Genomic DNA, 22,309 nt, shown 5'->3' on the forward strand with positions numbered 1-22,309 from the left:
CAGGCGTCAAGCATGCTTGCAGCATAAACACTATCGTATCGTGTTTTCAACAAATTGGAGAGCACCATGGGTGATCGCAGATCCGAACTTGAAACCCTGAAAGCAGACCTGGAAGCGAGGCTTGAGCGTTACCATGCTCACCAGCAGCGTGAAGGTGGCCCGCTGGAGAAAGATTCCGAAGAACAGGCCGCACAGGTCGAAAATGATGAGGTTGTGGATTCACTGGAAAGCGAAACCCGGGCGGAACTCTCCCAGATCGCACATGCCCTGACCCGGATCGAGGAAGGGGTGGGAGAGCAGTGCGAACGGTGCGGCGAGGATATCGACCCGCGCAGGCTTCAGGTCCTGCCCTACACAACGGTCTGCATCAACTGCGCTGACAGTTGAGCCGAAGCTGGAGCCCCGGTGACGCTCAGTCTTCCGGGGCTTCCAGGTTCAGCCACTGCTGGGACAGCCAGTAGTAGCTGCCCTGACCGGCCGGATGAGTACAGTTATACCGGAAACGCCGGCCGTCTATGGCCTGCGGTGCCTGTACGCGAACCACGCCGCCGTTGTTCTCAATCTCGATCCGGCCGAGTCCGGAAGCAAAACAGGTCAGCCGCGAGGGGCTCAGGGGATCACTGACCGGGAAGGTCAGAAGCGGCGGGTTCTGTTCCAGGACGCCGTCGGGTAGCTCGCTGGCTGCCACCGGGAAGGCCCGGCTCAGCAGCTTGTTCCTGAGACTGTCGATCTTGCCGTAGGCATTGGCCATGGGAAAGCGGGGCAGTCGGGTGTCACCGGAGGTCGGGCCGATTGCGCCCGAGTGCTGACCGAATCCCAGCCAGTCCCTTGCCGCCAGCCTGTTCTCCAGTGCTTTGTCATACTCGCCATAAGGGTAGGCAAAGAGTGGGAGAGCCTCGCCCAGCTGGCTTTCAATGGCCTGTTGCGCCGCGTCCAGACTGTGTTCGATACGTGCTTCCCAGTCGGATTCCGGCTCATTCGGGCGTTGCGCCAGGTGGTCGTGGTCTGTGCTGTGGTTACCGATCGTTGCCAGCCCGCTGGCTTTGATCTCCTTCAGCTGGGACCAGTTCATGTATCCGTGACTGCCGACGGCGTCGGTATTGACGAATACGGTATAGGGCAACTGGCGTTCTTCGAGCAGAGGGGCCGCCTGGCGATACACGGACTCATAGGCGTCATCGAAAGTCAGGGCCACCTGGTTGGTTTCGCCGCCGTCACCGGCCATTGCCTGCCGAGTGCCTTCCATGAGCGGGACGACCTCCAGTCCCAGTTCCCGGATCCTGTCCAGTTGAGCCTCGAACAGCTCTGGAGAAGTGCTGGTGGCGTTCGGGGTTGTGTCGTCCACATGGTGATACTGCAGGACGACGAGGTCTGCCTGTGCCGAGGGAGCGGCAAGGCACAGGGTGAGCAGAAGTCGGTAGGCCAGGTTTCGTTGCATTCTGTTATCCCTGAGAGTAATGAGCCTTGAGTACTGAAAAGGCATGATTGAGTTGCTGGATTTCTTCTGTGCTGCCACCCCTGTCGGGATGCGCCGTCATGACCCGGCGCCGGAACTGTTTCTTGACCGTAGCAAAGCTTGCCGGTGGCTGTTCAAAACCGAGGGTGCTGGCGGCCCTGTGGGTGGCCGTGTGGTCGGGGCGGTTCATGGCCGAGCCTGACCAGAAGCTGTCCATCATGGTCTGGATGTCGTCGTTCGACATGAAATACTGATTCAGATCCAGATAGAAGGCGCGTAGCGGGTCTTCCTGGTCCGGCAGGGTCTGTCTGGGTTCTCCGGCCCGGGGAACAATGCCCAGGCGTAGCGGAGAAATAACCAGGCTTTCCCTGTCGGGAGACAGTTGTTCCCTGAGCCGGTAAAGGCTGTGGAAAAGCAGAAAATGCACCGGATAGAGCTGGTCCGGTTCCATGAAGTTCACGGTCCCGATCAGTTGCCATCGTTCGGACTGGAGGGCCCGGATCAGATCCAGTTCACTGATCCCGATGGGGCCTGCGATGCGCAGTTCATGCTCAACAGCGACCATGAGATGCTGAACCTGCTGTTCCAGCCAGTCCCACTGGTCCTGCTCGCTGTGCTGGAGGGGCGCCCCCTCCCGGGTAAGTGCCGGATCTGTCATGGACTCCATGGTATGTCAGCCGGCACCGCCTTGAAAGACCCGGATGTGGTCTGTCACTCGGCCTGATGGGTGCGTATAATGCCCGACCCAAAGCCACCACCCCTTGGCAGGAGATGATCCCGCACGATGACAGCCCAGTCCGCACCGACACCGCAGTCTGAACAGGAGCGCAGCCAGAAGCAGGAACTGAACAAGCTTCAGAAACGCCTGCGCCGTGATGTCGGACAGGCGATTGCCGACTTCTCGATGATCGAGGCAGGCGACAAGGTGATGTGCTGCCTGTCCGGTGGCAAGGACTCCTACGCCATGCTCGATATTCTGCTGAACCTGCAGAAAAGTGCGCCGGTGGATTTCGACGTGATTGCTGTCAACCTTGACCAGAAGCAGCCGGGGTTCCCGGAAGAGGTTCTGCCGGACTATCTCGATTCCATGGGGATCGAATATCACATCATCGAGAAAGATACCTACAGCATCGTCAAGGAAAAGGTGCCTGAGGGCAAAACCACCTGCGGTCTGTGTTCACGGCTGCGCCGTGGGATTCTCTATAATTTTGCCGAGGAACATGGCGTCACCAAGATCGCCCTGGGCCACCACCGGGACGACCTGCTGGAAACCCTGTTCCTCAACATGTTCTACGGCGGCAAGCTGAAATCCATGCCGCCGGTGCTGCACAGTGATGACGGCCGCAACACGGTTATCCGTCCGCTGGCGTACAGCCGGGAGAAAGACATTGCCCGCTATGCGGCATTGCGCGAGTTCCCGATCATTCCCTGCAATCTGTGTGGCTCCCAGGAAAACCTTCAGCGCCAGGTGATCAAGGACATGTTCCAGCAGTGGGACCGTGAGCATCCGGGCCGCCTGGAGACCATGTTCCGGGCCATGTGCAATGTCGAGCCCTCCCATCTGGCGGACCCCGATCTGTATGACTTTCGCGAAGGTAAACGCCTTGGCGGCAAGCGCCAGGCGGTCGTTCAGGACGCCGCTCCGGAACCGGAGTTCGGCAGGCTGGATGTTCTGAACCTCTGACGGCTCAGAGCTGAACCAGCGCCTGGAAGGGCAGGGTCCAGAGACCGAAGGCAATCAGAAGGGCGCCGCTCAGTTTTCGGAATCCCTGATTGTTACGGATGTTCCGTATCCAGTTGGCGGCGTAGCCCGTGGTGAGCATGGACGGCAGCGTTCCCAATCCGAAAAACAGCATGGTCAGTGCGGCAGCCGGCACCGTGGGTTGCAGGGCAGCCCAACCCAGTGTGCTGTAGACCAGACCACAGGGTAGCCAGCCCCAGAGTGCACCCAGCGCCAGAGCCTGGCCGGCGTGATTGACCGGCAGCAGCCGTTTGCTCAGGGGGGACAGGCGGCGCCAGACCGGAGCCCCCAGCTTTTCAACAAAGCGGATGCCCTGCCACCATTGCCCCATCGACAGCCCCATGAAAATCAGCAGTAAGCCCGCCAGCGTCATCATCACCAGGCCTGCCCATTGCCACTGTCCTGCGGCTCGGGTACTGAACAGGGCGATCAGGGTGGCAATCAGCGTGTAGCTGGCGATGCGTCCAAAGTTGAATCCCAGCAGCAAAAGCGTCTGACGCAGGCGGAAGCCCCGTCCCACCGGTAGCGTCATCGACAGGGAAGCACTGATACCGCCGCACATGCCTAGGCAGTGGGCACTGCCGAGTAAGCCGATGACAAAGGCGCTGGAGTAACTCAGGTACAGTTCAGGTTGCATTCAGTTAGTTACCCCTGAGCAGTCGGGGGCGTGCTGTCGTCGTCGGGGTCGCTGTTATCGGCCGTCTTGCCCGTATTTTCCGGGCCCTCAGTCCGGGCATCCTCCGGAATCATATCCTTGTCATCGTCGTAGAGTATCCGGTGAGCGGGACCGTCGAGATCGTCGTATTGGCCGTTTTTGACCGCCCAGGAAAACAGGAGAATGCCCAGTGCCACCAGGATAAGCATCAGTGGAACCAGAATCATGACAATCTTCATGTGGGCCTCCCAAGAGGTGGTTGTGATTCTACGGTATCAGGCTGTTTCTGTTGCGCCAACCGGGCTTGTTGCCGGCGCCTCGGAGCCGGGCTTTCCGCCCAGACGGAGGGCGTTGAGGACCACGATCAGTGAGCTGGCGGACATGCCGATAGCGGCCAGCCAGGGGGCGACGAGCCCGGCAGCCGCCAGGGGTAGGGCGCAGACATTGTAACCAAATGCCCAGACCATGTTCTGGCGGATAATGCGTCGCGTGCGCCGGCTGGTGTTGAGTGCTTCCACCAACTGATACAGCTGGCCGTTGAGCAGCACTGCATCAGCTTTCAACTGGGTCAGATCGGCCGCCGTGCCCATGGCGACCGAGATACCGGCGCCAGCCATGGAGGGCAGGTCGTTCAGGCCGTCGCCAACCATCATGACCTGGCGCCCTTCGGAGCGCAGCTCTTCGAGCACTTCCAGTTTTCGCTCCGGTGAGGCTTCACCGATGGCACGGTCGATACCCAACTGCCGGGCAACCTGCTGAACATGCCCCGAACGGTCACCGCTGAGCAGTAGGGTCTGTATGCCAAGTGCCTGCAGAGCCCTGATGGCTTTGGCTGCGTCCTCGCGGACCTGATCATCCAGCTGGAAGCGGGCCAGCCACTCCTGCTCGGTAGCCAGCCAGATTTCCATACCGGAAACCGCCTCGGCGGCTGGCGCGGGTGCGGACGTCCGGGATTCGACGAAAGCCCGGTGACCGATAAACACAGCCTGGTTGTCGTAGACCCCGGACAGCCCCCCGCCAAGATGGTTTTCGACGCTGGAAACAGCGACCGATGGGAGGTCATGGAAAACCCTGGCAATGGGGTGTTCGGAATGTTTTTCCAGGCCGGCTGCAATCTTCAGACAGGTGTCGCCGTCCAGAATGCCGGTAGCGGACTGACCGGTCAGACTCAGCTCACCCCGGGTCAGGGTGCCGGTCTTGTCGAAGACCACGGTATCAATTGTGTTCATGGACTCCAGGGTGTGCCCCCGGGTCGGCAGGAAACCCAGACGGCGCAAACGGACGGTTGCGGAGGTGATTGCTGTGGGCGTGGCCAGCGACAGCGCGCAGGGGCAGGTGACCACCAGTACCGACAGGGTAATGTCGAAGGCATTCTCAGCTCCGGCCAGCCACCAGCCCAGCCAGACAACCGGAGCCAGGAGCAGTACGCGGCCCACAAACTTGCCGGCAATCCGGTCCGCCATGCGTGCAACCGGCGGTTTTTCTGACTGGACGCGATCCAGTACTCGCAGGATGCCGGATAGACGGGTTTGGGCGCCGGCACGAACAACCCGGACATCCAGGGGATTCTCTCCGTTGACGCTACCGGCATGAACCGCATCGCCCGGCTGTCGGGTTTCAGGCAGGTATTCACCGGTGAGTGCGGCTTCGTTCAGGGTGGATGTGCCTGAGACAATGTCGCCATCCACCGGTAGGGTCTCACCGGGGCGAACCCGGATGATATCGCCGGGAGTCACCTGATGAACCGGGACTATGTCCGCTTCGCCGTTGCGTACCAGTGCTGCCACGGCAGGCTGAAATCCGGCCAGGGCGTTACCGGTGAGGCCGGCGCGATACCGGGCCTGGACCTCGACATAGCGCCCCAACAACAGGAAGAAGGTGAACATGCACACCGATTCAAAGTAGACCTCGTCGCCACCGACAATGGTGACCCAGGCGCTGGCCCCGTAAGCCAGTCCGATGGCGATGGCCACCGGCACGTCCATGGTCAGGTGTCGGGAGGCAATATCGCGGCGGGCATTGCGGAAAAACGGCCGGGCACTGTAGAGAACCACGGGCGTGGCAACCAGAAGACTGAACCAGCGGAAAAAGTTGATGAAGTCCGCTGACAGGTCATTGATCAGTTCAAAATAGAGCGGGAACGCGAGCATCATGCTCTGGAACGATCCGATGCCGGCCACCGCCAGGCGAATGAGCATGGAGCGGTGTTCGGCTTTCAGTTCTTTCTCCGCTTCATCAGCCTGGTAGGGGCGAGCGGTGTAGCCGAGTTCATGAATGGCTATCAGCAGATCGCTGAGGTTGGCCTGATCCTTCGCCCAGACCAGGCGTGCCCTTTGTGTGGTGTGATTGACAGTGAAACTGAGAACACCGGACTGCTTTTTCATGTGGTTTTCAAGCAGCCAGATGCAGGCAGCGCAGGTGATGCCGCCGATCAGTAGCTGGGCTTCCTGGCCGGCTTTGACCGGGGAGACAAAAGCCTGCTGGACCAGGGGGTGGTCCAGCTCGCGCAGGCGCTCCAGTTCACCACGGGTCAACTCCCGTGGTGTGACAGCGTTTTCCGTGCGGAAATCGTAAAAACCGGTCAGACCTTCCTGGTGGATGGTCTGACACACGGCCTTGCAGCCTTCGCAGCAGAAATATCTCTGGTGTCCTTCCAGTTCCAGGGTGATGGCGGGTTCACCATCCGCTGGCTCCCCGCAGTGGAAGCATTCCAGAGCACTCACCCTTTTGCTGGTTTTCGGGCCTGCATGATCAACCCGTCTTCTGCGGGAAGCCGGATTTCACCGGTTACCCGCCACTTGTTATCCGGGCCGCGCAACTCGTAATACCACCGGCCTTCTACCTGCTTGAGCATCTGCCCGCTGTACTCGCCATCGCCCAGGCTGCGCATCTGGATGGTCTGATCGCGGTCTGCGAGGGTCGGGTGGAACAGGTTGAGAATCAGGTAGTCGTAGTCGACCTGATCGTCATTGGCTGACAATGCCAGGGAGACGTCCCTGCCTTCGAAGTCGGTCCGGGCTTCAATGCCACGGTCATAGGCCAACTGGTCGCGGGCAATCTCGAGGTTAATGGAAATCCCCTCCTTGGAATAGTCGTCAGTGACCAGCGTGTCTTCGACGTTGCTGGCCACGATGATCATAAAGATCCCCCAGGCGATGGTGATCAAAGGGAATGACACCAGAAACCAGAACCAGAACTGGCGATACCAGGGGGCGACTGCCGTACTTTCACTCATTGCTGTCTTGTCTCGGATAAAGAAATTTGGCCCGACGGTGACGGACGTTAACGCGGCCTTGGACCAACAAATCGGCTTTCAGTTTCCAGGCTGATGGATGTATCCGTGGTGGATTCAGCATGGAAGATGATCTGATTGTTGGTGTCAGGCAGCGCTGCTGGCGCTACATCCACCACCGTTGGCAGCGAGCGGTTCTCGCCACTGCTGACGGTGACCGTGGTATCGGTCAGGATGCGCATGCCATCCAGGCCTTCTACAGACAGTTCAAACGTCTGCGGCACTTCCGACATGTTCTGAATCTTCAGGGTATAGGTGTTTTCGACCCGTCCCTCGCCATTGAAGCTGAACAGAGCACCCCGGTCCCTGATGGAATCCAGTTGGGCCGGTACCCGGTTGGCGACATTATAAACCACTGCACCGATCATCAGGGTGAGCACAAGTCCGTAGCCGAAGGTCCTCGGACGAAGCAGTTTGGAGGTTTTGCCCTCGAGCTCATTTTCGGTGGTGTAACGGATAAGCCCTTTGGGATAGTTCATCTTCTCCATGATCTCGTCACAGGCGTCGATGCACAGGGCGCAGCCGATGCACTCGTACTGCAGACCGTCGCGGATGTCGATGCCGGTCGGGCAGACCTGGACACACTGGCCGCAATCGATGCAGTCACCAAGCCCCACCTCTTCGGGATCCACACCTTTCTTGCGCTTGCCCCGGGGTTCGCCCCGGTTCGGATCGTAGGACACCACCCGGGTGTTGGGGTCGAACATGACGGACTGGAAGCGGGCGTACGGGCACATGTACAGGCAGACCTGCTCGCGCATCCAGCCCGCATTGAGATAGGTGGCCACGGTAAAGAAGCCAACCCAGAAATAGGACCAGCCATTGGCGTTGAGCGTGAACAGGTCAACGATCAGTTCCCGGATCGGGTAGAAGTAGCCGACGAAGGTGAGGCCGGTGGCAAGGGCCACGAACAGCCAGAGTGCGTGTTTGATCGACTTCTTGGTGATTTTTTCTCTCGAATTCGGAGCCTTGTCGAGCTTCATGCGCTTGTTGCGGCTGCCCTCGACCTTTTCCTCAATCCACATGAAAACAAAGGTCCAGACCGTCTGGGGGCAGGTGTAGCCACACCAGACCCGACCGAACAGGGTGGTTACGAAGAACAGGCCGAAGGCCGAAATAATCAGCATCCCCGAGAGCAGGAAGAAGTCTTTCGGGAAGAAGGTCATGCCGTACAGGTGGAATTCCCGGGCCGGCAGGTCAAAGTGGATCAGCGGCTGACCGTCGAGGGTCAGCCAGACAAACAGGAAGTACATGCCCATGAGCATGGTCAGGCTGACATTCCGGATCCTCTGGAAAAAGCCTTTTATCTCTTTGACATAGATCTTCTGCCGGCTTGCGTACAGATCGACAGTTTCAGACTTTTTCTTTTTATTGGAGGAATCGGAAGAGGGGTCAACCTGCTTGACCGGAATCTCATTGCTCATGGGTACCTCCCGTGGAGTGTGTAATACAGGGAGCGGGCCTCGGTGGGTCTGCTGATCTTCTCAAGCCTGTACCCGCAGGCGCAGATACAGGGTTGAGAAGACCTGGCCGGGTTGCCCCGGCCGGGTCTGATTCAGTTCGAAAGGCTGTAGACGTAAGCCGAGAGAATCTGAATCTGGTCGTCGGACAGACGACCTTCTTGAGCGGGCATTTCGTTCTGACGACCGTTAACCACGGTTTCCTTGATCCACTCGTAAGTGGAACCGTAGAGCCAGGTGTTGTCGGTCAGGTTGGGCGCGCCCATGGCAGTGTTACCCTTGGCGTCCGGGCCGTGACAGGCCACACATGCCTGGGCAAAGACCTGAGCACCCGCCTCGGCGGCCTCTTCGTCCTGCGCGCGACCACTGAAGCTCAGAACGTAGTTGACTACCTGGTCAACCTGCTCGTTGGTCATGTTGGGCATAACGCCTTTCGGAGTCATGTTACCCATCCGACCATTGGTAATGGTCTGATGGATCTGATCCGGGCTGCCGCCATACAGCCAGTCATCGTCGGTCAGGTTGGGGAAACCGACCTGGCCGCGGGCTGCAGAGCCGTGACATACGGCACAGTTGTTGGCAAACAGGCGCTGGCCGATTTTCATGGCGTCCTGATTCTGGGCCAGTTCAGGAATTGGGGTGCTGCCGTACTGGGCGTAGATCGGCCCGTACTTGGCTTCCGCTTCCTGGACTTCTGCTTCCCACTGGCCGTGGGAGGTCCAGCCGAGCAGCCCCTTGTAGTTGCCCAGGCCCGGGTACAGTGCCAGGTAGCCCAGGGCAAACACACAAGTGGCGGCGAACAGATAGAACCACCATTTCGGCAGAGGGTTATCGTATTCCTCGATCCCATCGAAGGAATGGCCCATAGTGCGGTCGGTTTCGGTATCGGTTGTCTGGTTCTTGCGGGTTGACCAAAGCAGCCACCAGCAGCCAAACACGGTACCGAGCACGATCACACTGATCCAGATGCTCCAGAAGGTACTCATTGCTTTTTCTCCGTCTTTTCCTGTTCGAGAGTACGCTTTTCCACTTCATCATCATCGAAGGGCAGGTGAGCTGCCTCGTCGTTGGCCTTCTTGCGGTGGGCGCTGTAGGCCCACCAGACGATTCCTAGAAAAACCGCCATTACAAGCAGGGTGTGAATACCGCGTAACTCGTTAATATCCATGGGATCACCGTTTCTCTGAAATCACAGTACCCAACTGCTGCAGGTATGCGACCAGCGCTTCGATTTCAAATTTGCCCTTGATCTGCTCGGAGGCACCGGCGATCTGATCGTCGGTGTAGGGTACTCCGAGCGTCTGAAGGGTCTTCATACGCTTGTCGATACTTTCGTGATCGACACGGTTCTCGAACAGCCAGGGGAACGCCGGCATGTTGGACTCGGGCACAACGCTGCGTGGGTTAAACAGATGCTGGCGCTGCCAGGCATCGGAGTAACGACCACCTACGCGGGCCAGGTCCGGACCGGTACGTTTGGAACCCCACAGGAACGGGCGGTCGTAAACGAACTCACCCGCGACGGAGTAGTGACCGTAGCGCTCAGTTTCGGAGCGGAACGGACGGATCTGCTGGGTATGGCAGACGTGACAACCTTCACGGATGTAGATGTCACGGCCTTCCAATTCCAGCGCATTCAGCGGCTCAAGACCTTCAATAGGCTCGTTGACGCTCTTCTGGAAGAACAGGGGGACAACCTCTGCCAGGAAACCGCCGCTGATGGTCAGGACGATCAGAATGATCATCAGACCAATGTTTTTCTCGATAATTTCGTGTTTCATCTGGTCTCTCTCCCCTTAGGCCGCCTGAACCGCAGCGTTATTCTCTGCAACGGCGTCCTTCTGGCGAACAGTCATATAGACGTTGTATGCCATCAGCAGCATGCCGGACAGGAAGATGGCGCCGCCGATAAAGCGGACGAGGTAGCCAGGGTAGGATGCCTCAAGCGCTTCGACGAAGCTGTAGGTCAGAGTGCCGTCCTCGTTAACCGCACGCCACATCAGACCCTGCATGATGCCGTTCACCCACATGGCAGCGATGTACAGTACAGTACCGACAGTCGCCAGCCAGAAGTGAACGTTGATCAGGGAGACGCTGTACATTTCCTTGATGCCCCACAGTTTGGGGATCAGGTGATAGATAGCGCCGATACTGATCATGGCTACCCAGCCCAGAGCACCGGAGTGCACGTGACCGATGGTCCAGTCCGTGTTGTGGGACAGGGCATTAACGGTCTTGATGGACATCATCGGGCCTTCGAAAGTGGACATGCCGTAGAACGACAGGGAAACCACCAGGAAGCGCAGGATGGGGTCGGTGCGCAGTTTGTGCCATGCGCCGGACAGGGTCATCATACCGTTGATCATACCGCCCCAGGACGGAGCCAGCAGGATCAGGGACATGATCATACCTGCGGTCTGTGCCCAGTCAGGCAGGGCAGAGTAGTGCAGGTGGTGACCACCGGCCCAGACGTAGGTGGCGATCAGAGCCCAGAAGTGGACGATGGACAGACGGTAGGAGTAAACCGGACGGTTGGCCTGCTTGGGAACGAAGTAGTACATCATGCCCAGGAAGCCGGCAGTCAGGAAGAAACCAACCGCGTTGTGGCCATACCACCACTGCATCATCGCGTCGGTAACACCGGCGTAAGCCGAGTAGGACTTGAAGGCAGTTGCCGGCAGTTCCAGGTTGTTACCAATGTGGAGAACGGCGATGGTGATGATGAAGGCACCATAGAACCAGTTGGCCACATAGATGTGAGAAGTGGTGCGCTTGGCGATCGTGCCGAAGAATACCAGGGCATAGGCTACCCAGACGATGGTGATGGCGATGTCAATCGGCCATTCCAGTTCGGCGTATTCTTTTGAAGTGGTAAGGCCCAGTGGCAGGGTCAGTGCCGCAGACACGATGATGGCTTGCCAGCCCCAGAATGTGAACGAAGCCAGTCCACCCGAGAACAGGCGGGTCTGACAGGTTCTCTGAACTGCGTAGTAGGAGGTGGCAAACAACGCACTTCCGCCAAAGCCGAAAATGACGGCATTGGTATGCAGCGGCCGCAGGCGACCGAAATGGGTAAAGGGCAGGTCGAGGTTAAGGGACGGCCAGACCAGTTGTGCTGCAATCAGCACACCCAGGGCCATTCCAACGATACCCCATACCACTGTCATGATGGCGAACTGTCTCACCACCTTGTAGTTGTATGTCAGGTTTGCATTTACTGTGCTCATAGCCTTACCAATGGGTTTAGGATGGGGGGTTATGCGGGGGCAAGTATGGAGAAAGCATTAGGGCTTTGCAATGATTCAGGTCAACTCATGATATTCATCAAAATCGCCGGATTCGGCAGCGTCACCAGTAAGTTGCGTGACTCCAAAGGGTTTTTCCGAAGGCGGTGCGGGCAAGGGGTAATGGGCCACTCCGTCAGGGTAATGTTACCGCTCAGTTTAAGGTTAAATAAAGTGGCATGAAGCACATTACGACTAAAAGTTATGACGATAGACCCGACTGGATCATGGTGCTCGCCCATGGCGCTGGAGCACCGATGGATTCGCCATTTATGAATGAATTGGCCGGGGCGCTGGAGGGGCATGGTATCGCCTGCCTGCGCTTCGAGTTTCTTTATATGGAAAAACGCCGCGAGGACGGGAAAAAGCGCCCACCGGATCGCCAGCCAAAACTTCTGGAATGTTTCCGGGACGTGGTTGAGCAGGTGCGGGCCAGGCATGGGCCGGACTGTCGGCTACTGGTTGGGGGCAAATCCATGGGCGGGCGGATGGCATCGCTGCTGGCAGCGCAGTCGCCTGAAGGGATTGCCGGCGTCGCATGTTATGGTTACCCCTTTCATCCGCCCGGCAAGCCTGATCGCTGGCGCACGGACCATTTCCCGGATATCTGCAGCCCGATGTTGATTGTTCAGGGCACGCGGGACCCGTTTGGCAAGTGTGATGAGGTGGAATCGCGGGATGTGATCCCCGATGGTTCCCGTCTGGTCTGGCTTGAGGGCGGCAATCACGATTTCGAGCCCCTGGTTCGCAGTGGCCGGAGCCGGCAGGATCTGATCGACGAGGCTGCCCGCGCCACCCGTCAGTTTGCTGAGGCCATGTATATAAAAGGTGACCAATGAAAGAAGTAGTGCTTATCTGCCGTCCGGGCTTTGAATCGGAGGCTGGGCAGGAATTGACCGATCAGGCGGCAGAGGCCGGCCTTTACGGGTATTTCCTGCCCATGGCGGGCACCGGTGTGGTCCGTTTTGTGATGGCCGGGGAAGAGACCGCCGAGCAGTTGCTGGCAGCGGTTCCCCTTGAGGCACTGGTTTTTGTCCGGGACTGGTTTGTGCTGATTGGTGAGTGTCCCCTGCCAGCAAAGGATCGGGTTGGTGCCGTGATCGGCTTTCTCCGGGATCGGGAGTGGCCGGGGGATCTGTGTGCCCGTCTGGAGGTTCGCCTGACCGAAAACAACGAAGACCATGACCTGGGCAATTTTGCACGCAAGTGGGTGGCGCCTCTGTCGAGCGGACTGCGTGGTGCCGGATTGCTGCAACAGGACGCCAGCACCGAGGCCGCCGCGCGCCTTGAGGTACTTCTGCCCGGATTCGAGTCCGCGCTGATTGGTTTCAGCGTGGCCGACAACCGCTCCCCGTTTCTTGGCGGGAATCCGAGATTGCGCCTGTCGGCCTCGGCTCCAAGCCGATCAGCACTCAAGCTTGAGGAAGCCTGGAAGCTCTTTATCCCCGAATCGCAGTGGTATGACTATCTTGGCGGGGGCAAGAAAGCGGTGGACCTGGGCGCGGCCCCCGGAGGTTGGACCTGGCAACTGGTTCGCCAGGGCATGTTGGTGACGGCGGTCGATAATGGCCCGATGAACACCGAGTTGATGGCAAGCGGTCATGTCGAGCATGTGCGTGCGGATGGTTATGGCTGGCGACCCAAGCGGGCCGTGGACTGGATGGTCTGCGATATCGTGGACAAGCCGGCAAGGACCGCCAAGATGGCGGTTGACTGGCTTGGTAACCGGTTATGCCGTTACGCCATTTTCAACCTGAAGCTGCCGATGAAAAAACGATACGAGGAATGGCTGCACTGCCAGGATATCCTGGCCCGGGGGCTGGACGAGACAGAGGTCACCTGTCGGCTGCGGGCGCGTCACCTGTACCACGACCGCGAGGAAATTACCTGTTTCCTTGAGCGTCTGGACTGAGCCCCCGGTGAACGCGCTGATGTCAGACGGCGTTCTGTTCAAGGATCATGGTTTTTTCCTGGGTATCCATCATTGGCACCAGTTCCGCCATCAGTTCCCGGCGCTCCGGAGAATGGAACCAGTGATTCCAGTCGGCTTCGGAGCGCCAGTTGGACAGGGTAATGCGGTGATTCGGGTCGTGACTGTCGACCAGGGTTTCGCCGGAAATGAAACCGGGCGCCGCCACAGCGCGCTGTAGCACCTTCCTGGCCCGCACTTCATAGGCGGACTCGAGGGATTCGGCAATGTGGCGTTCGATCAGGACTCGGATCATGAGTTGGCCTCCTTCAGTTAGACTTCCTGAACAGGAAGTTAGCATGTATTTTGAGAAATAACCTCAAACCGAAAGGAGAGCAGCCTTGGGTGCGGACGAATTTGACGTTGAGCTCGATGCCAGGGGGCTTTATTGCCCGGAGCCGGTGATGCTGTTGCATAACCGGATCAATGACGTGGCGCCGGGTCGGGTGCTGAGGGTCAGGGCAACGGATCCATCGACAACCCGCGATATTCCCCGGTTCTGCCAGTTTCTGGGCCATGAGTTGATCAACCAGCAGGAGACGGATGACGAATACCTGTATCTGATCCGGAGGGGGGAATAATGCCGGTCCGGAGCCCGCCGGCGATGAGGGTCAGTGGCTGGCAAGACTGCGCAGGTGGCTGAGGAACTCGTCCTTGTCCATCTCACCAAGCACGCGGCCGTCGTTGATCTCCCGGCCCTGGCTGTCGAAGAACAGGATTGCCGGAGGGCCAAACAGCCCCAGTTCGTTGAGCAACGCCTGCTGGGCGGGGGTGTTGTCGGTCATGTCGATCTGGATCAGGGTGCGTGACGCCAGCGCCTGTGCCACCTCCGGCGTACTGAACACATTGCGTTCCATGACTTTGCAGGAAATGCACCAGTCGGCGTAAAAGTCCAGCATAGCCGGTCTGCCGGCCTCTGCCGCCCGGGCCAGCAACTGGCGGATCTGTTCGGGGTCTTCGACGGTGTTGAACACCGCCCCATCATGCTGTCCGCTGACGCCAGTAGCCGCCACCGTGGGAGAGGTGAAAGACGACAGCGGTTTTAGCGGGTCATGGGCGCCGGTCATCGCGCCAGCCAGTAGTGCAAGGCCATAGGCGAACAGAATCAGCCCCAGCCCCTTGCGGGTGCGCTGCCATCCGGCCTTCGCGGCATCAAAGGCGCCCAGTTGGACGCCGGTAACGGCCGTCAGTAAGCCCCAGAGTGTCAGTGTGGCCCACGCCGGAATCAATCGCTCAAGCAGCCAGATGGCCACGGCCAGCAGCATGACTCCATAGAAGTGCTTCACTGCGTTCATCCAGTGCCCTGAGGTGGGCAGCAGTTTTCTTCCACCGACGGCTACCAGTATCAACGGCACGCCCATGCCCAGTCCCAGCATCAGCAGGGCAATGCCGCCAACGACGGCATCCTGGGTTGTGGAGATATACAACAGGCTGCCGGCCAGTGGCGCCGACACGCAGGGGGAAACGATCAGGGCCGACAGGGCGCCGATGCCGAAGATACTGGCGATACGTCCACCCGTGAGTCTCTGGCTGGCGTCGTTGAGGGGTTCCCGTATGGCGCGGGGCAACTGGATTTCAAACAGTCCGAACATGGAGAGCGCGAACAGGGCGAACAGGGCGGCAAAGGTGCCCAGAACCCAGGGTGACTGCAGCTGGGCCTGGAGATTAAAGCTGGCGCCAAGCAGACCGGTGACCACACCCGCGGCGGCGTAGGTAATGGCCATGCCCAGAACATAGCTGACGGACAGGAGCAGGGCATGACCGGTACTCTGGGTGTTCCTGCCCGAGACCATGCTGGAAATGATCGGGACCATGGGCAGGACGCAGGGCGTGAATGTCAGCCCAAGGCCCAGCAGGAAAAAGACACCGGCAATCATCAGTACCGATTGTCGGGAAAGAAAGCCAGCCAGACCAGTGGCAGAGTCTGTGTCGGCAGTCGGCGGCGTGATACTGGTCTGTCCGCCGGGATAGTAAAGCACGTCACGGGTTTGCGGCGGATAACACAGGCCGGCCTTGGCGCAGCCTTGGTAGCGGACCTGGAGTTCGGCTTCCCGGACGCCATCGGGCAGGGTAACAGGAACCCGGACTTCGACCGGATCAAAGAAGACCGTGCTTTCGCCGAAAAATTCGTCATCGATCACGGTGCCCGGGCGCGAAAACTCCGGCTCGCCCAGGGTCACGCCTTCGGTGGTCGTACTGACCTGAATCCGGCTGCGGTACAGATAGTGGCCGGGCGTGATCTGCCAGGACAGGCGCACGGCGCCGTCGTCGGTGGTGTAATTGAACGGCAGGGCTTCATCAACCGGCAGGAAGTCGCCCTGGCCACCGGAACCCAGAAGAGTGGTGCCACCGTCACCGAGCGCATGGCCCTGGCCGGGGACCAGAAGCAGGGCGAGCGAGAAAAGAACAGGGCCCAGGGCACAAGCGCCTGCCCGCAGCAAAGACCGGAAAGCCGAGAAAACCGTCATGAATCCTTCGTTGTCCTGATTTGCGGATAAGGTGAATATCGACGCTGGCTGTGGACACGGGTGCCGGGGCAAAGTTCCCTCTGGAATTACCGACATTAAAGTCGCACAATAGCCAACCGATGACGCACAATCCAGACGATCTTATCATGCTGTTCAATGACCTGTTCCGGGAAAGTTTCCGGACGATACTGGTCAGGGGCGGCGACGAACCGGAGTATCTGCCCGTCGACGAATCCGATGGACTCGCCAGGGTGGTTTTTGCACGGGGCTTTTTTGCCAGTGCCCTTCACGAGATTGCTCACTGGTGTATTGCCGGCGAATACCGGCGTACCCTCTACGATTTTGGTTACTGGTACTGCCCGGACGGCCGGACACCGGCCCAGCAAAAAGCGTTCGAACAGGCTGAAATCAAGCCGCAGGCCATGGAGTGGGTGTTTTCCGTGGCGGCAGGTTCCCGTTTTAACATCAGTGTTGACAACCTGTCGGGCGACGGCGCCGCCGACGAGCGCGCGTTTCGACGCCAGGTGCGCAGCCAGGCCGAGCGCTATCTCTCGCAGGGGTTGCCGGACCGGGCGCAGCTTTTTTTTGATTCACTCGCACATTTTTACGGGACCCAGGGCCGGATACATCAGACCTGGAAGACAGAAAGAGAGCGCATAGCGCCGGCCGGGCCCGAACTCAAGCAACAAGGATTACACTGACTCTATGACCTCTGACTCCAACCATACCAGCGAGTTGCGCTTCAGCGACCTGAACCTCGACAAGCGCCTGCTGGATGCCATCGCCAAGATCGGCTTTGAGTTCTGCACCCCCATACAGGCCGAGACCCTGCCCTGGACGCTGGCCTGCGAAGACCTGATCGGACAGGCCCAGACCGGTACCGGAAAAACGGCCGCCTTCCTGATTACCGCCATCCAGGCGCTTCTGGAGGCGCCGGTGGACGACAAGGACCGATATGCCTCCGAACCCCGGGTACTGGCCTTGGCCCCGACCCGGGAGCTGGCCATGCAGATTGCCAAGGACGCTGAGCAGCTCTGCCACTACACCGGCCACAAGGTGGTCACCGTGGTCGGCGGCATGAACTACGACAAACAGCGTGAGCAGCTCCAGAATGGTGTCGTCGATATCCTGGTAGCGACCCCCGGCCGACTGATTGACTTCCTGGGTTCCCAGGATGTGTTCCTGGATCAACTGGACATCCTGATCCTCGACGAAGCGGACCGCATGCTGGATATGGGCTTTATTCCGGATGTGAAACGGATCATCCGCAAGTGCACGCCCAAGGAAGGTCGCCAGACGCTGCTGTTCAGTGCCACCTTCAATCAGGACGTGCTGAACCTGGCGTCCATGTGGACACAGAATGCCGAATTTGTGGAAATCGAGCCTGAACAGAAAACGGCAGAGCGGGTGGAGCAGACGGTCTATCTGGTGTCTGATGATGACAAACTGCCGGTGCTGGTCAATTACCTCAAGCGTCCGGAAGTGGAGAAGGCCATTGTCTTTGCCAACCGTCGGGACCAGTGCCGGGATCTGGAAGAAGATCTGAAGAATCAGGGCGTCAAGGTTGCGCTCATGTCCGGTGAAATTGCCCAGAACAAACGCCTGAAAACCCTGGACCAGTTCAAGAAAGGCAATATCCAGGTGCTGGTGGCCACGGATGTGGCTGGCCGTGGTATCCACGTCACCGGTGTGACCCACGTGTTCAATTACAACCTGCCGGACAACGCCGAGGACTATGTTCACCGGATCGGCCGGACAGGCCGTGCCGGCAGTACCGGTGTCTCGGTCAGCTTTGCCGGTGAGGACGATGCGTTTGCACTGCCTGCCATTGAAACCTATATCAGCCAGAAGCTGACCACCGAGGTCCCTGATGAAAGCCTGATGGCGGCGATGGAAAAGCCTCCGATTACCCGCAAACGCGGCGGGCGCCGCAGTGGCGGACGGCCTCAGGGCAATCGTGGCGGTTCGCGTCAGCGCCGGAACTGACAGGAGTAGTCTCCCGATGATGATCGTAGCCGACGAAAACATCCCGTTACTGGATTCCTTCTTTGGCGACATGGGGGAGATCCGCCGGGTCTCCGGCCGGGATGTCGGGCCTGACGACGTCCGCGACGCCGACATTCTTCTGGTTCGTTCCGTGACCCGCGTCGGGCCGGACCTGCTGGAAGGATCCCGAGTCCGGTTTGTGGGGACCGCCACCATCGGAACCGATCACATTGATCGTGCGTGGCTGGAACACAAGGGCATTGGTTTTTCCGCAGCGCCCGGCTGCAATGCCAGCAGCGTGGTGGAATACGTGTTGTCGGTGCTGTCACTTCATGCCGAGCGTCAGGGTGTGGAGGACTGGAGTGACCTGAGTGTCGGTATTGTCGGCGTCGGCAATGTCGGTGGCTGTCTGGCAGAGCGTCTCCAGCGTCTTGGCTTTGACGTCAAGCTGTGTGATCCGCCCCGTGGGGAACGCGAAGGGGAGCAGGGTCCCGACTTTGTCACCCTGGAGGAGGCCCTGGGCTGCGATGTGATCAGCCTGCACACGCCGCTGACCCGTAACCAGCCCCACGCGACCCATCAATTGTTGTCTGAACCGGAACTGGCCAGGCTCTCGTCCGGGCAACTGCTGATCAATGCCGGCCGGGGTGAAGTGATTGATGGCCATGCCCTGAAGGCCCGGCTATCCGGCGAACAGGCACCGACCGTTGTGCTTGATGTCTGGGAAAACGAACCGGCCATTGATCCGGAACTGGTGCGTCAGGTCTGGCTGGCCACGCCGCACATTGCCGGCTACAGCCTGGAAGGCAAGGTTCGGGGCAGTGAAATGATCTACCAGGCCCTGAGCCGTTTTCTCGGGCTGCCGGTCCGGAAAAAGGCCGGTCAGTTCCTGCCGGAACCACCGCTGAACAAGCTCACCTTTACCTCGTCGGCGGACGAGCGCAAGGCTCTGAAAACCGCCCTGCGTATCTGTTACGACCCGCGCGAGGATGACGCCCGCCTGCGACTGGCGATGAACGGTGAAGCCGGGGAGCGGGCGCAGGCGTTTGATGGCCTGCGCCGGGACTATCCGGTTCGCCGGGAATGCTCCAGCCTCAAGATCCAGCTCAAGGGCAGTAGCAAGTCCCTCCAGGACAGCTTCAAGGCAGCCGGTTTCAAGCTCAAGCTGTAGTGGACTGTTCAAGCGCCCGGATACGGTCATCCAGTGGTGGGTGCGTCATGAACAGCGCCGCCAGACCGCCACGGGCGCCCCGGCTGATGCCGAAGGCCTGAAGGGAATCGGGCATCTGGTCAGGCATTTCGCTTTCCTGCTTCAGTCTCGCCAGGGCGCTGATCATGGCCGACCGGCCCGCCAGTTGTGCGCCCGCGCTGTCGGCCCGGAATTCCCGGCGCCGTGAGAACCAGAACACGATGGTACTGGCCAGTATGCCGAGGACGATTTCGGCCACAATGCTGACCACGAAAAAGCCGATGCCGTGTCCCCCTTCATTCTTGAAAATTACCCGGTCCACCAGCGAGCCGATCACCCGCGAGGCAAAGATCACAAAGGTGTTCACCACGCCCTGGATCAGTGCCAGGGTGACCATGTCGCCGTTGGCTACGTGGCCGATTTCGTGGGCAAGCACCGCCCGGATTTCGTCCTTGCTGAACCGGTGCAGCAGCCCTTCGCTGACGGCGACCAGGGAATCATTGCGGTTCCAGCCGGTGGCAAAGGCGTTGGACTGGGACGCCGGGAAGATGGCGACTTCCGGCATGCCAATGCCGGCCTTTTTGGCGAGATCCGCGACCGTTTCCACCAGCCAGCGTTCGGCCGGTGTACGGGGAGATTCGATGACCTGTGCCCGGGTGCTCCATTTCGCCATTTTCTTGGACAGGAACAGCGATACGAGCGAACCGGCAAAGCCAAAAACCGCGGCGAAGATCAGCAGTGAGCCATAATCCATGCCCTGTTGGGCCAGATAGCTGTCGACACCCAGCAGCCGCAGGGTGAAGCTGGCAACCAGGATAACGGCCAGGTTGGTGGCCAGGAAAAGCAGAATGCGCATGATGTTTCTTACCTGTAGGTCAGTAATCCAGGGACTCTGACCGTAATATGTGGCTCCGGTTCAGGGCTTCAAGTGGGTTTTTGAAAGAGTTGTCCGAATTTAATCTGCCACCCGGTCGGCGACGGGGGTCAGTGCAGTTCCGCGGGGGAGGAGCTGTCGCTGAAGAACGCGGCCTGAACCGCCAGACTGATGCGCTCGGAGCTCCCACTCTTCAGGGCGGTGCGCAACAGATGGATGTAGGTGGACAGATCGCGCTGGACGGATCGGGGCGTCCGGTCGTCCGTGGCTCCGGCGTCCAGGGCCCGGACCAGTGCCTGGGGTGCCGGGGCGCTGAGCCGGACAAAGGCTGTCTGGGTCAGCACGGCCTGGTCCAGGGCTTCCTGACGGATGGTATCAACATAGCGCAGGAGGCCTTCCTCCTGGAGCCAGAGCAGGGCGCCGAAGCAGGCCATGTGGCGGTTGCTGTGCAGGCCGAACTCGTCGGGCTCATCGGGCCCGGCGATGTCCTCGACAAACAGGTTAGTCCGGCGCGGGAACACCGAATACAGCTGGACCAGAGCAACCGCAACGTCTTTGTAGAATTCCTCGACGTGAATATCAGCCATGGCGGTATCCGGTTTACTGCCGGTAGTGTTCCAGGAAGTTGCCGAGCCGTCCCATGGCGTCTGCCATGGTGTCCTGGCGGGGCAGGAAAACCACCCGCAGATGCTGCTTGTCATCAATGTTGAAGGCGGAGCCCTGAACCAGCAGGATTTTTTCCTGCAGTAGCAGATCCAGAACCAGTTTTTCGTCGTTGACGATCGGAAAATGCTTGGGATCCAGTTTCGGGAACAGGTAAAGCGCTCCTCTGGGCTTGACGCAACTGACCCCGGGAATGTCGTTCAGCATTTTCCAGGCCGTTTCCCGTTGTTCGTACAGGCGGCCTCCGGGCGCAACCAGGTCGTTGATGGACTGGTAGCCCCCCAGGGAGGTCTGGATCGCCAGTTGGGCCGGCACGTTGGCGCACAGGCGCATGTTGGAGAGCATTTCAATACCCTCAATCAGGTCCATGGCCTTGTGCTTGGCCCCGCTGATGATCATCCAGCCGGAGCGGTAACCGGCGGCCCGGTAGTTTTTCGACAGGCCGTTATAGGTGAAGAACAGAACATCGTCCGCCATGGAGGCAACGGATGTGTGCTGGGTATCGTCATAGAGAATCTTGTCGTAAATCTCGTCCGACAGGATGATCAGGTTGTGCTCGCGGGCGAGTTCAATGATTTCCTGCAGCAGTTCTTCGGAATAGACCGCACCGGTCGGGTTGTTGGGGTTGATCAGGACGATCGCCCGGGTGCGCCGGGTGATATTCTTCTTGATGTCCTCGATATCCGGGAACCAGTCCTGTTGTTCGTCGCAGCGATAGTGCACAGCTTTGCCGCTGGACAGGGTGACCGCGGCCGTCCAGAGCGGATAGTCGGGAGCCGGAATCAGTACCTCATCGCCGGTATTAAGCATCGCCTGCATGGACATCACAATCAGCTCGCTGACGCCGTTGCCCAGGTAGATGTCGTCGATGTCCACGCGGTCAATGCCGCGTTGCTGGCAGTAGTGCATCACTGCCTTACGGGCCGAGAACAGGCCCTTGGATTCCACATACCCCTGGGCCTGGTGCATGTTGTAGATGACGTCCTGCTGGATTTCCTCTGGTACGTCCAATTCAAACGCGGCCGGGTTGCCAATGTTCAGCTTCAGGACCCGGTTGCCTTCTTCTTCCAGGCGACGCGCCTCACGCAGAACCTCGCCACGGATTTCATAACAGACATTGTCTAGCTTGGCGGATTTGAAATAGTTCTGCATGGGATGAGGTGTCCTTGATGGCAAAGCACGGAAAGCGAGATTCTATTCTAGCGGACGAAGCTGGCTGAACAACAGTCTCTGGCAGGAATTCTGTTGGAATGTGCGCGGTTTAGCGGCGAA

General features: G+C 59.3%; 24 protein-coding genes. 8 read left to right on the top strand and 16 right to left on the bottom strand.

Going from position 1 to position 22,309, the window contains the following annotated elements; genetic code table 11:
* The first annotated feature begins 66 nt into the window (after positions 1-66).
* Positions 67-387 carry a TraR/DksA family transcriptional regulator gene (locus HNR38_RS14520; RefSeq protein WP_183705593.1) on the top strand — a complete coding sequence of 107 codons (321 nt, stop codon included), beginning with the start codon at positions 67-69 and terminating at the stop codon, positions 385-387.
* A 25-nt stretch (positions 388-412) separates the two neighbouring features.
* On the opposite strand, the gene HNR38_RS14525 is transcribed toward HNR38_RS14520, so the two are convergent.
* Both HNR38_RS14525 and HNR38_RS14530 read right to left on the bottom strand, forming a co-directional pair.
* On the bottom strand, positions 413-1,438 hold the full coding sequence (locus HNR38_RS14525; protein ID WP_183705594.1) for a polysaccharide deacetylase family protein: 1,026 nt from the start codon (positions 1,436-1,438) through the stop codon (positions 413-415).
* A 4-nt stretch (positions 1,439-1,442) separates the two neighbouring features.
* Entirely contained in the window at positions 1,443-2,123 is a 681-nt protein-coding gene (locus tag HNR38_RS14530) for a DNA-J related domain-containing protein (RefSeq protein ID WP_183705595.1), read from the bottom strand.
* A gap of 117 nt (positions 2,124-2,240) precedes the next feature.
* Between HNR38_RS14530 and ttcA the strand changes: the two genes are divergently transcribed.
* Positions 2,241-3,140, top strand: a complete 900-nt coding sequence (gene ttcA, locus HNR38_RS14535) for a tRNA 2-thiocytidine(32) synthetase TtcA (RefSeq protein ID WP_183705596.1) — start codon at positions 2,241-2,243, stop codon at positions 3,138-3,140.
* Between the two features lie 4 nt (positions 3,141-3,144).
* Here the strand turns inward: ttcA and HNR38_RS14540 are convergent, their stop codons facing one another.
* The 9 genes from HNR38_RS14540 to ccoN all read right to left on the bottom strand — a co-directional run bounded on the left by HNR38_RS14540 (position 3,145) and on the right by ccoN (position 11,831).
* Entirely contained in the window at positions 3,145-3,834 is a 690-nt protein-coding gene (locus HNR38_RS14540) for a sulfite exporter TauE/SafE family protein (RefSeq protein ID WP_183705597.1), read from the bottom strand.
* An 8-nt stretch (positions 3,835-3,842) separates the two neighbouring features.
* A complete protein-coding gene (gene ccoS, locus HNR38_RS14545; RefSeq protein ID WP_183705598.1) occupies positions 3,843-4,091 on the bottom strand; it encodes a cbb3-type cytochrome oxidase assembly protein CcoS in 249 nt (82 codons plus the stop codon).
* Positions 4,092-4,127: 36 nt separating this feature from the next.
* Complete coding sequence (locus HNR38_RS14550; RefSeq protein ID WP_183705600.1) at positions 4,128-6,575, bottom strand: heavy metal translocating P-type ATPase metal-binding domain-containing protein; 2,448 nt, start codon at positions 6,573-6,575, stop codon at positions 4,128-4,130.
* The gene (locus HNR38_RS14555) at positions 6,572-7,087 is read right to left on the bottom strand and encodes a FixH family protein (protein ID WP_183705602.1); all 516 of its coding nucleotides are present in this window, start codon (positions 7,085-7,087) and stop codon (positions 6,572-6,574) included. The genes HNR38_RS14550 and HNR38_RS14555 overlap by 4 nt, the downstream gene beginning before the upstream one ends.
* Before the next feature lie 47 nt (positions 7,088-7,134).
* Positions 7,135-8,568: a cytochrome c oxidase accessory protein CcoG gene (ccoG, locus tag HNR38_RS14560; RefSeq protein WP_183705604.1), complete on the bottom strand. Its 1,434-nt coding sequence runs from the start codon at positions 8,566-8,568 to the stop codon at positions 7,135-7,137.
* 131 nt (positions 8,569-8,699) lie between these two features.
* Positions 8,700-9,590 carry a cytochrome-c oxidase, cbb3-type subunit III gene (gene ccoP / locus HNR38_RS14565; protein ID WP_183705606.1) on the bottom strand — a complete coding sequence of 297 codons (891 nt, stop codon included), beginning with the start codon at positions 9,588-9,590 and terminating at the stop codon, positions 8,700-8,702.
* Positions 9,587-9,772, bottom strand: coding sequence for a cbb3-type cytochrome oxidase subunit 3 (locus HNR38_RS14570; RefSeq protein ID WP_183705609.1), 186 nt, complete (start codon positions 9,770-9,772; stop codon positions 9,587-9,589). Before HNR38_RS14570 ends, ccoP begins: the two co-directional genes overlap by 4 nt.
* Before the next feature lie 4 nt (positions 9,773-9,776).
* A complete protein-coding gene (ccoO, locus tag HNR38_RS14575) occupies positions 9,777-10,385 on the bottom strand; it encodes a cytochrome-c oxidase, cbb3-type subunit II (protein ID WP_183705611.1) in 609 nt (202 codons plus the stop codon).
* A 15-nt stretch (positions 10,386-10,400) separates the two neighbouring features.
* Positions 10,401-11,831, bottom strand: a complete 1,431-nt coding sequence (ccoN, locus tag HNR38_RS14580) for a cytochrome-c oxidase, cbb3-type subunit I (protein WP_183705613.1) — start codon at positions 11,829-11,831, stop codon at positions 10,401-10,403.
* 284 nt (positions 11,832-12,115) lie between these two features.
* Between ccoN and HNR38_RS14585 the strand changes: the two genes are divergently transcribed.
* Positions 12,116-12,727: an alpha/beta family hydrolase gene (locus HNR38_RS14585; protein ID WP_343068339.1), complete on the top strand. Its 612-nt coding sequence runs from the start codon at positions 12,116-12,118 to the stop codon at positions 12,725-12,727.
* Positions 12,724-13,800: a 23S rRNA (cytidine(2498)-2'-O)-methyltransferase RlmM gene (gene rlmM, locus HNR38_RS14590; protein ID WP_183705617.1), complete on the top strand. Its 1,077-nt coding sequence runs from the start codon at positions 12,724-12,726 to the stop codon at positions 13,798-13,800. Before HNR38_RS14585 ends, rlmM begins: the two co-directional genes overlap by 4 nt.
* A 22-nt stretch (positions 13,801-13,822) precedes the next feature.
* On the opposite strand, the gene HNR38_RS14595 is transcribed toward rlmM, so the two are convergent.
* On the bottom strand, positions 13,823-14,113 hold the full coding sequence (locus HNR38_RS14595; RefSeq protein WP_183705619.1) for an antibiotic biosynthesis monooxygenase family protein: 291 nt from the start codon (positions 14,111-14,113) through the stop codon (positions 13,823-13,825).
* An 85-nt stretch (positions 14,114-14,198) separates the two neighbouring features.
* On the opposite strand from HNR38_RS14595, the gene tusA reads away from it, so the two are divergent.
* The gene (gene tusA / locus HNR38_RS14600; RefSeq protein ID WP_183705621.1) at positions 14,199-14,438 is read left to right on the top strand and encodes a sulfurtransferase TusA; all 240 of its coding nucleotides are present in this window, start codon (positions 14,199-14,201) and stop codon (positions 14,436-14,438) included.
* A 30-nt stretch (positions 14,439-14,468) separates the two neighbouring features.
* Here tusA and dsbD read toward each other — a convergent pair whose 3' ends face one another.
* Positions 14,469-16,325 (bottom strand): protein-disulfide reductase DsbD, encoded by a 1,857-nt coding sequence (gene dsbD / locus HNR38_RS14605; RefSeq protein ID WP_183705623.1) that lies wholly within the window; start codon positions 16,323-16,325, stop codon positions 14,469-14,471.
* Positions 16,326-16,444: 119 nt separating this feature from the next.
* Here dsbD and HNR38_RS14610 point away from each other — a divergent pair, with 119 nt between their 5' ends.
* The 3 genes from HNR38_RS14610 to pdxB are packed head-to-tail and all read left to right on the top strand — an operon-like array spanning position 16,445 to position 19,482.
* Positions 16,445-17,026: an elongation factor P hydroxylase gene (locus HNR38_RS14610; RefSeq protein WP_183705719.1), complete on the top strand. Its 582-nt coding sequence runs from the start codon at positions 16,445-16,447 to the stop codon at positions 17,024-17,026.
* A gap of 4 nt (positions 17,027-17,030) precedes the next feature.
* On the top strand, positions 17,031-18,311 hold the full coding sequence (locus HNR38_RS14615; RefSeq protein ID WP_183705624.1) for a DEAD/DEAH box helicase: 1,281 nt from the start codon (positions 17,031-17,033) through the stop codon (positions 18,309-18,311).
* A 16-nt stretch (positions 18,312-18,327) separates the two neighbouring features.
* Entirely contained in the window at positions 18,328-19,482 is a 1,155-nt protein-coding gene (gene pdxB, locus HNR38_RS14620) for a 4-phosphoerythronate dehydrogenase PdxB (protein ID WP_183705626.1), read from the top strand.
* Here the strand turns inward: pdxB and htpX are convergent.
* From htpX to HNR38_RS14635, 3 genes are all read right to left on the bottom strand, one after another.
* The gene (gene htpX / locus HNR38_RS14625) at positions 19,472-20,359 is read right to left on the bottom strand and encodes a protease HtpX (protein WP_183705722.1); all 888 of its coding nucleotides are present in this window, start codon (positions 20,357-20,359) and stop codon (positions 19,472-19,474) included. The genes pdxB and htpX overlap by 11 nt on opposite strands.
* A gap of 125 nt (positions 20,360-20,484) precedes the next feature.
* A complete protein-coding gene (locus HNR38_RS14630) occupies positions 20,485-20,961 on the bottom strand; it encodes a hypothetical protein (RefSeq protein WP_183705628.1) in 477 nt (158 codons plus the stop codon).
* Positions 20,962-20,974: 13 nt separating this feature from the next.
* The gene (locus HNR38_RS14635; protein WP_183705630.1) at positions 20,975-22,189 is read right to left on the bottom strand and encodes a pyridoxal phosphate-dependent aminotransferase; all 1,215 of its coding nucleotides are present in this window, start codon (positions 22,187-22,189) and stop codon (positions 20,975-20,977) included.
* Positions 22,190-22,309: the final 120 nt, after the last annotated feature.

The sequence above is a fragment of the Marinobacter oulmenensis genome, from assembly GCF_014201735.1.
Lineage (GTDB): Bacteria > Pseudomonadota > Gammaproteobacteria > Pseudomonadales > Oleiphilaceae > Marinobacter > Marinobacter oulmenensis.